Source organism: Gottfriedia sp. NPDC056225 (assembly GCF_042267765.1).
In the GTDB taxonomy this organism is placed as follows: Bacteria; Bacillota; Bacilli; order Bacillales; family Bacillaceae_G; genus Gottfriedia.
The window spans coordinates 1-7,662 of the sequence record NZ_JBHJTJ010000089.1 but is presented as its reverse complement, the minus strand read 5'-3'; the positions used below and the strand labels follow the sequence as shown (position 1 = coordinate 7,662).

Annotated in this window: 11 protein-coding genes; 9 read left to right on the top strand and 2 right to left on the bottom strand. The window is 33.0% G+C overall.

Features of this window, described 5'->3' with window-relative positions; all coding sequences use genetic code 11:
- A partial coding sequence (locus ACFCYN_RS24455) for a hypothetical protein (protein ID WP_375952576.1) occupies positions 1-199 on the top strand: 199 nt, incomplete at its 5' end.
- Positions 200-1,221: 1,022 nt separating this feature from the next.
- Positions 1,222-1,827, top strand: coding sequence for a recombinase family protein (locus ACFCYN_RS24450; protein ID WP_375952573.1), 606 nt, complete (start codon positions 1,222-1,224; stop codon positions 1,825-1,827).
- 204 nt (positions 1,828-2,031) lie between these two features.
- Here ACFCYN_RS24450 and ACFCYN_RS24445 read toward each other — a convergent pair whose 3' ends face one another.
- Positions 2,032-2,502: a hypothetical protein gene (locus ACFCYN_RS24445; protein ID WP_375952570.1), complete on the bottom strand. Its 471-nt coding sequence runs from the start codon at positions 2,500-2,502 to the stop codon at positions 2,032-2,034.
- 1,990 nt (positions 2,503-4,492) lie between these two features.
- Between ACFCYN_RS24445 and ACFCYN_RS24440 the strand changes: the two genes are divergently transcribed.
- From ACFCYN_RS24440 to ACFCYN_RS24410, 7 genes are all read left to right on the top strand, one after another.
- Positions 4,493-4,669 (top strand): hypothetical protein, encoded by a 177-nt coding sequence (locus tag ACFCYN_RS24440; RefSeq protein ID WP_375952567.1) that lies wholly within the window; start codon positions 4,493-4,495, stop codon positions 4,667-4,669.
- Between the two features lie 268 nt (positions 4,670-4,937).
- Positions 4,938-5,477, top strand: coding sequence for a MerR family transcriptional regulator (locus tag ACFCYN_RS24435; protein ID WP_375952564.1), 540 nt, complete (start codon positions 4,938-4,940; stop codon positions 5,475-5,477).
- 189 nt (positions 5,478-5,666) lie between these two features.
- On the top strand, positions 5,667-5,954 hold the full coding sequence (locus ACFCYN_RS24430) for an XRE family transcriptional regulator (RefSeq protein WP_375952562.1): 288 nt from the start codon (positions 5,667-5,669) through the stop codon (positions 5,952-5,954).
- Positions 5,954-6,127 (top strand): hypothetical protein, encoded by a 174-nt coding sequence (locus ACFCYN_RS24425; RefSeq protein ID WP_375952559.1) that lies wholly within the window; start codon positions 5,954-5,956, stop codon positions 6,125-6,127. The genes ACFCYN_RS24430 and ACFCYN_RS24425 overlap by 1 nt, the downstream gene beginning before the upstream one ends.
- A gap of 16 nt (positions 6,128-6,143) precedes the next feature.
- A complete protein-coding gene (locus ACFCYN_RS24420; RefSeq protein WP_375952556.1) occupies positions 6,144-6,485 on the top strand; it encodes a hypothetical protein in 342 nt (113 codons plus the stop codon).
- Between the two features lie 104 nt (positions 6,486-6,589).
- Positions 6,590-6,808 carry a hypothetical protein gene (locus ACFCYN_RS24415; protein WP_375952553.1) on the top strand — a complete coding sequence of 73 codons (219 nt, stop codon included), beginning with the start codon at positions 6,590-6,592 and terminating at the stop codon, positions 6,806-6,808.
- Positions 6,809-6,820: 12 nt separating this feature from the next.
- Complete coding sequence (locus tag ACFCYN_RS24410) at positions 6,821-7,189, top strand: hypothetical protein (protein WP_375952550.1); 369 nt, start codon at positions 6,821-6,823, stop codon at positions 7,187-7,189.
- Positions 7,190-7,222: 33 nt separating this feature from the next.
- Here ACFCYN_RS24410 and ACFCYN_RS24405 read toward each other — a convergent pair whose 3' ends face one another.
- Complete coding sequence (locus ACFCYN_RS24405; RefSeq protein ID WP_375952547.1) at positions 7,223-7,411, bottom strand: hypothetical protein; 189 nt, start codon at positions 7,409-7,411, stop codon at positions 7,223-7,225.
- Between the last annotated feature and the right edge of the window lie 251 nt (positions 7,412-7,662).

Sequence of the window (7,662 nt, the reverse complement as noted above, 5' to 3'; positions counted from 1 at the left end):
AGTTAATACTAGTATTAAAATTCGTACTAATTTTAGTATCAAATTTAGTATTAACGTAAATATAAACGTTAATGTTTATGTAAATGTTAATTTAAACCTTAATGTTTATGTTTACGTTAATATTGGTGTTATTACGGGCCATCAGGTGAATCGAGGTGAACTACTACCTTACTTTACTAGTAAACTTACGGGAAAATAGCCCAATAGCGACGTGGTCTTACTAGTGATTGTGCATGAAATACTTTTAAATTTATGGTGTATCCAATTCAGAGACCAGACAGGGTAGTGAGGCATAGCTGCCCCCATTGATATACCCCTTATTGCCTCTTTATCACTCATTGATTGCTTCACTGATCTTAACACAGTACTAGATACTGTCTTTACCTTAGTTAATTGATAGTTTTACTTCTTTTATTCTATTTCTTTTCTCTTCTCGTTTGCTGTTCTCTCATGTCTTATCTTGCTTGATGTCTGTCGCTGTCCTGTGACTCGTGTGGTGTCTCTACTGTCCTTGCCCTTACTTCTTACTACTCTCAGTACTACTATGCCCCTATTATGGACGTGTGAAGGGCTGTCGTGAGGGGATTGTTAGCCCCCACTTTGATAGCTTAATACCTTACTGGAATAGTAGATAAATTTTGGCTGAGTAATAGGCAAAATTACCAAGTACCGCAGCACAGGTTGTTATAAAAAAACTAATAAGGGCTAAAAAGATTTGAAACTTTAATAATTTGTTGTTCATTGTGTATTCCTCCAAATTTGGTAGCGTATTTTAATTCGAAAAGAACGTAACCATTTTTTTGATAGAAAGTAAAGCTTATATTTTTTTGTCTATGTTTCTAGTATTTGCAAGTTGTAATGAAAAATTCCCTTGCAATAGAAAAATAGTTCTAAAAGACTAGTATGAAAATGAAATTTGTTAAAATTCTTGTCCAATTAAGTTTCCGCTTAGGCAAAACAAATAGCCCTTAACTTTTAGCTGGAATATAATGTAAATGCCTTCTGCCAATATCACCTATTTTAATAAGAGAGAAACTGTCCGGTGGTTTCTCTTTTTTTACGTCTATAAAGGTACACCTTGCTGGATAGTCTAAAAAGATATTCAATCACCGTCTATTTAATTCAAAAATAAACCTTTATAGACGTCTATAAACTAATTGACCTTTATAGACAGGTAGTGTATATTTAGACTATCAAATAAAAGAGACGGTGGTTAAATCAATGGGAATCAATTTTGCGTACATAAGAGTTTCAACTAAAGATCAGAACTTAGATAGACAATATGAGGCTGTTAAGGGCTATGTAACTGACGAGAAGTATATTTACAGTGATAAGGCTAGTGGCAAGGATATGGAACGTGAGGGATTTCAGAATATGCTTAAAGCTATGAGAAAAGGTGACACCCTTTATATTAAGTCTATTGACCGTTTAGGACGTAATAAACAGCAAATAAAGGACTATTTGAACCAATTTAAAGAAGAAGGTATTAGAGTAAAGATTATTGACCTTCCTACTACCATGCAAGACGTTCCTGAGGGGCAAGAATGGGTTATAGATATGATTAACAACATTATTATCGAGGTTTACACTTCAATGGCTGAACAAGAACGTGAGACTATTAAACAGCGACAAGCTGAGGGAATAGCTGTGGCAAAAACTAAAGGTAAACATTTAGGTAGACCAGTGTTAGAACTTCCTAAAGAATGGACTAAGCTATATAAGGAATGGAAAGCTGGCACTATTACAGCGGTGGCATTTATGAAAGAAGTGGAAATGAAGAAAGCTACCTTCTATAAAAAAGTGAAGGAATACAAGGCTACTCTTTAATAGAGTGGTCTCTTTTTTATTTAAGATCAGTAGCATTGTGCGTAAAAAAGTTTTGGGAAGGGCTATGTATTCAAGGTAATAAAGCAAGTTTGCATATTATTTCACAATGTATAAATGACGTCCCCCTTGTCCTATCTAGCTTTATTAAAAACTATACCTTGTGCTAAATTATAAAAAAAGCACCCTAATTGGATGCCTTAAATATTACCTGTTACCATACTTTCTAATTAACCACTTTAAATTTTCTTCTGAAATATCTCCATCTCCACTTGAATCAATTTCGTATTCTCCATCTTCAAATGCCTGAGGTAGATATGATATTGCTTCCTCATAGTAATCTACATGTAATCTTCTAATGATCTTATGAAACTTCAAAGTATCAAGTGTATATCTAGACTGAATAGAAAGTAGTTCAGAAAGACCTTTTGAACCAGTATACCAATGTAAATGACCATCCGATAAATAGGTGTCAGCTTTTTTAGGTCTACACTTCTTTACAGCCCTATGATGAACGATTCTGAAGTTATCGGCACTAAAATCCCTACCATCCTCAGGTAAAAAAGAATCCCATTCTAGCATACCGTCTTTATCAGATTCAATAATTTCACCACAATAGTCACAATACCATTGTTTTTTCAATTCCAATTTTAAGTCCAATTCTCTAATTTCACTCATTTTATCGCCTCCTAGTCTAAAACTAGTATTCGATAAAAGGGACTATTTCCCTGTAATATTACATAATTTTTCCTTGTGATTAACCTACTGAACTTAAAATCACAAAAAACTGTACAGGTTCTCAGGACACCTCATTACCTAATTGTGTCTAAATTATAAACGTCTTGAACCCTTGGTACGCTTGCTTTCATGATTTCTTTCAAAAACTTTACATTTGGCACACTGTAAAAGCCCCCTATTTGACACTCTTAAAGGTACAGGAACTTAAATAACTGTAATTAACTATAACTAACAGTATTAAAAACATTGTGTGAAAATCTAAAGATTTCCCCACCGCATAAACAAACTATAAATTAACTTTATCTTAGCTATGAACAGTAAGTATAGTATAGATTATCTTTTATATTACACTGAATGAACGAGGTACGAGTAAATGAAGTGACGAAGTTAGTCTTTTGATCTTTATTCTTTTAATAACTTAATTAAATATATCTACCACCTTAAACAGTGGTATTTGATAGAATGATTAACTACTATCTTTTCTTTCAACAGTAAAGTAACAGTACAATCATTTTCCTTCCCTTCATTGGTCTTATTTAAGATCAGTGGGGGGTTCTTTTTATATCCTTTTATATAGTGTTCTCTCGTAATGTAGTGGTCTTTTACTAACGCCCTACGGTTGTTGGAAGTGATATTTTTCATCGGCTACGCCCATTTCAAAATAACCACTTATGTTCCTCTAACCCCTAACCTAACGCCTCTATACTTATTTTTCTTTTTAATCTTTTTATCTATTTCTCTTGACTTTAAGGTTTTCAAATAACTGAATGTGACTGAAAAGCTAGGAAATAAGCATAGTATTACTTACCTAAAGAGACTTTTAGAAAAAAATATAAGTCTTTTAGAGTAAGTAAATAATCTACTGAACGTTCCTTCAAGCTGAGGTTTCGTTTAGCACCTTGTTTGATTACTAGCTTTCGCTACAAAGACTTTCTACAGATAATTTTCCCCCAATCTGTTAGATCATAATGACCTCTGTCTTTGTTACTGTACCTTAGTACAAGAAAATTCCACCTACACCGTTAATGGTCGTAATCACCTAGACTACATACAGACTAAACAAGGAAAGTCTTTAATGTATGTACGCTTAATTTTCTGCGTCGGCTTAGCTAACCTATCAAGTTTATCGTGTTATTAGGCTATTCCACGTTTTGGAACAACAAAAAAAGCACACTCTAGTCTGTACCGAACATGACTAAAATGTGCCTCTATGCTATCGAATCTCACAAACTTACAACATTTAACTGTTGCATTAAAAACACCAACTAGTTATAATTTATTCATAACTAGTTAACGTTTTTCTATGTAGGTCGAATACATAGATTAACAATTTAGTCGAGTGTTCCAGCACCTGACTATTGAAAGAAGTCATTCCTTAGTGTTTCCAGCACTAATGAATGGCTTTTTTTTGTTATCCGAATCTATTAAGTTAATAATAGTTTACCCCTATGATTCTCTCAACGCAACCAAAATTTGCTAGGTTTCTACTAGTTTTATCACCGTTTCCGACATTTCGTAAAAGCCTGTAACCTCTACTAAAGTAAAAATGCCTAGACCTTTAACCCTCTATGTAACATAAAATTATGTTGTAATTTGTCGGTTAATTTTTATGTGTTGAATGAATTTCTTAATTTAAAATTCCAATCAATTTCTCTTATAATCGGTGTATGCAAGTTAAAGGAGAGTTAAAAATGATCAATTTTAATCTTAAAGGTCTAATCTTAATTGTAGCAATTATTGCATTGGTTGTTTTTGGTGCCTATATATTTATAAGAAAAGCATTTGGATAATTTACATATTAAATAGATAATCATAAAAACATAATTTCTTATTCAACTAACGCAGTGCTTTAGTGCTTTAGTTGAACAAGGAATTGATTGTCTTTTGTTGAATAAGTATATACAAATATGATTTTTTAAGGAGAGTAAAAGTGAGTAATTTTAATTTCGTAAATGCTATAATTGTTTTAGCAATTATATGTTTATTTTGGTTTGTTGTAGTTAAAATTGTAAAAAAGATAATGTTATTTGTAGTGAATAATTCGTCCATTGCAAAAGCAAAAACCGCAGAGATAGAAAAGAGAATTAGCAATCTAGAAAAGAAATAATATTAAATCTAATGCAACTAACTGATGCACACATTGTATAGTAAATAAAAAAGATCACCAATTTGTGGTCTTTTTTTGTTGTTAAAATTCTCGATTGATTTAAAAATGGCTGAACGTGTGACCTTATGAACGTAACCGTATGACCTTAAATTCTACACGTTCATGACCGATAACAGGATTAGGCTTACTATATGTAGAATGGTTTAATATGACTTTATGACTTATGCTTGAACATGAACGTATGACCTGATAGAAAAGGGGTGTTTTTATGGCTGAAAATCAGTGGCTATCAGTAGCTGAAGTAGGGGAAAAAGTTGGTATTCCAGTAGAGACGATTAGACGTTATATTCGTTCACATGGGATTCATATGAAGGTAAAGAAGGTTCATAAAAGGTACGTTATTCATGATGAATCAGTGACCGTATTTACACAGATTCGTGAACTGTATGCTGACGGTAAGAACATTGAGGAAGTGGAACAAGCCCTTACAGATAAAGGCGTACCAATGATTATCACTGTTAAAGACGAGAATGATGAACCTATGACCGTTAGCGTGACCGAAGAACTTAAACGTGTGAACGACACCTTAAACGAGAAGTTTGAGAAACAAAATGAATTTAATAAGTTGCTACTTGAACGATTAGATCAGCAACAGAAATACATAAATGAATCATTAAATAAACGTGACCAATTACTATTAGAATCTATACGGTCATTACAGGAAGAAAAACAAGCAAGAATTGAAATGGCTGCTGCTGCTGAAAAGCCAAAACTATCTTTCTGGGCACGACTGTTTGGTAAAAAATAATAATTTATTAAGGTTATAGCCTGTGCCAGCTACCCTTTTCTTAAACTATAGTCTAGGGAAGTCATTAGGGCTTTCTACGGTTAACTGACATTGATATATTTCCTTTTCTTAAGGCGTGGCTTTTGATAGCTACGCTTTTTTTAATGCGGTTAGCCTAATAATTTAATAACTTACTAGGTGGTGTAACAAATGATAAATGTTGACTTAAATAGCTTGCCTTATCAACAAACAATCAATTATAAAATGTTGAGATACATTAGATTATGTCTCAACTTAACTCAGACTCAATTTGGACGGGTATGCCAGATTAACCAGGGCGTTTTGGCACAGCTTGAACGTGGAGACATTGAACTTTCTATTACCTATGAAACTAGAATTCTCGAAGGCCTCAAAGTCCTCAATTTTAGTGAACTAGAAATGTTATCCGTGAAGAAACTTGTAGACCTACAACAAGAACAACAACAAAGGGGGCTGTAATGTTGAGGCCATTATCTAAACAACAAAACGAACTAGAGAAACTTGATAGTGAGTTTTTAATGTTATCAAACCAACATTACGAACTCACAAAAGAATTAAACATTATTACCGACAAATTAACTGAAGTAAGAGAACGTATTTCAGAACTAAAGGAAAATAACAAATTAAATTAGAAGGTGGTTTTTAATAATGGATAATTTTAATCCTGAATTTATTCGTGCTGTGGCACATGGAGACGCAAAAGCATTTGAAGAGGTAAACAAGTTACCTTTACCAGTTCGTATGGCTATTGGCACTGCTGTTGACAAAATGAGACGTGACGAGAGTATTGTCCCTATGAATAGTGGGTTTTCTATCTACGAACAGAAAAAGGTCACACAAGAAGAACAAGACGCTTTAGGCAATGCAATAGCTGAACGACTTAAACGAGAAAAAGAAGCTGAGGAATTGAAAGAAAAGATCAGACAAGAACACCTAGAAAAAGAAGTCACATATAGAGTTGAACGTGCAAGGGCTAGCCTTACTTACTAAGGTTAGTCTTTTTAAATACAATTAGAAAATCAAATGAATACATCCCAAAACATAACTCTGCTGGCTGCTGCTGACAGAGATTTCTATTTATGGAGGTACAGGAAATGAGTTACCACGAGAAGGAAGATCAAGAGACAGTAATTATATATGAACCCGCTAGAAACCAATGGGACTTATATACAAACGTTCCAAAGCATATCAAAAGGTTAAAAAGTGACTATATAGCTACGAATTTCAAGGAAGAAAGAGACCGTGAAGGTAAAACCATTAGTCTCCGTTTAAAGCTTGAAAAACTACCTTCTAGCTATCTTTTTAATAAGTGAGGGGGCTAAAGTATGGCAAATAAGAAAAAACGTAAAAAGAGGCTTAAACGCCAATTAAAAAGATCATATACACCTAAAATAATTAAAAATAAGTTGCTGCAAGATCAAACTGTAAAAGAACTACCAACAGCGGGACTTTACTTAGGGAAGTATCTTAAAGAAAATCACAAATACCAACTCTTACTGGATAGATTATATGCTGGAAGTGTGCAGCCTATTGAACGGTTTGTAAACATGAAAGCTAGTATCCTCCATACGTGTAGCAACTGTGGTCAGGAATGGTATTCTAGGCCTGTATGGTTATTAACAAAGAAAAATCAACTTCATATATGTAGTGTAAATTCAGTACTACGTTCCTCTAAAAAAGTAAGGCTAAAATAATAGTCTTACTTTCTTTTTTTATCCCCTTATTCGTCACCCTAAATCCTCTTCAGCATTGGCGTCCACTAACCTCACACCACCACCACATACCCAATTATATTTCTCTACTAATTCAATAAACTCATCAAGAAACTTATCCATTTCTCTATCAGTAATACTTTCATCATCCTTATGTGTAATAAAGAACGCTAAGTTGATACCCATTTGTTTAGATTCAGTCATTACAATCACCCCTAAAATGGTTTTAAAAAACTCTAGTAAAATTATTTTTTAAGGTAAAGATATTTCTATTTTAGCAAAAATCCTAAGTCCCTCTAATATTAACTCTACCTTCAATAATAAAGTTAATACTAGTATTAACTTTATTATTGAAGGTAGAGTTAATACTAGTATTAAAATTCGTACTAATTTTAGTATCAAATTTAGTATTAACGTAAATATAAACGTTAATGTTTATGTAAATGTTAATTTAA

Coding starts and splice junctions, on each gene's coding strand:
- ACFCYN_RS24450 (WP_375952573.1), top strand. CDS start 1,222: ATGGGAATCAATTTTGCGTACATAAGAGTTTCAACTAAAGATCAGAAC.
- ACFCYN_RS24410 (WP_375952550.1), top strand. CDS start 6,821: ATGGCAAATAAGAAAAAACGTAAAAAGAGGCTTAAACGCCAATTAAAA.
- ACFCYN_RS24435 (WP_375952564.1), top strand. CDS start 4,938: ATGGCTGAAAATCAGTGGCTATCAGTAGCTGAAGTAGGGGAAAAAGTT.
- ACFCYN_RS24420 (WP_375952556.1), top strand. CDS start 6,144: ATGGATAATTTTAATCCTGAATTTATTCGTGCTGTGGCACATGGAGAC.
- ACFCYN_RS24405 (WP_375952547.1), bottom strand. CDS start 7,411: ATGACTGAATCTAAACAAATGGGTATCAACTTAGCGTTCTTTATTACA.
- ACFCYN_RS24430 (WP_375952562.1), top strand. CDS start 5,667: ATGATAAATGTTGACTTAAATAGCTTGCCTTATCAACAAACAATCAAT.
- ACFCYN_RS24425 (WP_375952559.1), top strand. CDS start 5,954: ATGTTGAGGCCATTATCTAAACAACAAAACGAACTAGAGAAACTTGAT.
- ACFCYN_RS24445 (WP_375952570.1), bottom strand. CDS start 2,502: ATGAGTGAAATTAGAGAATTGGACTTAAAATTGGAATTGAAAAAACAA.
- ACFCYN_RS24415 (WP_375952553.1), top strand. CDS start 6,590: ATGAGTTACCACGAGAAGGAAGATCAAGAGACAGTAATTATATATGAA.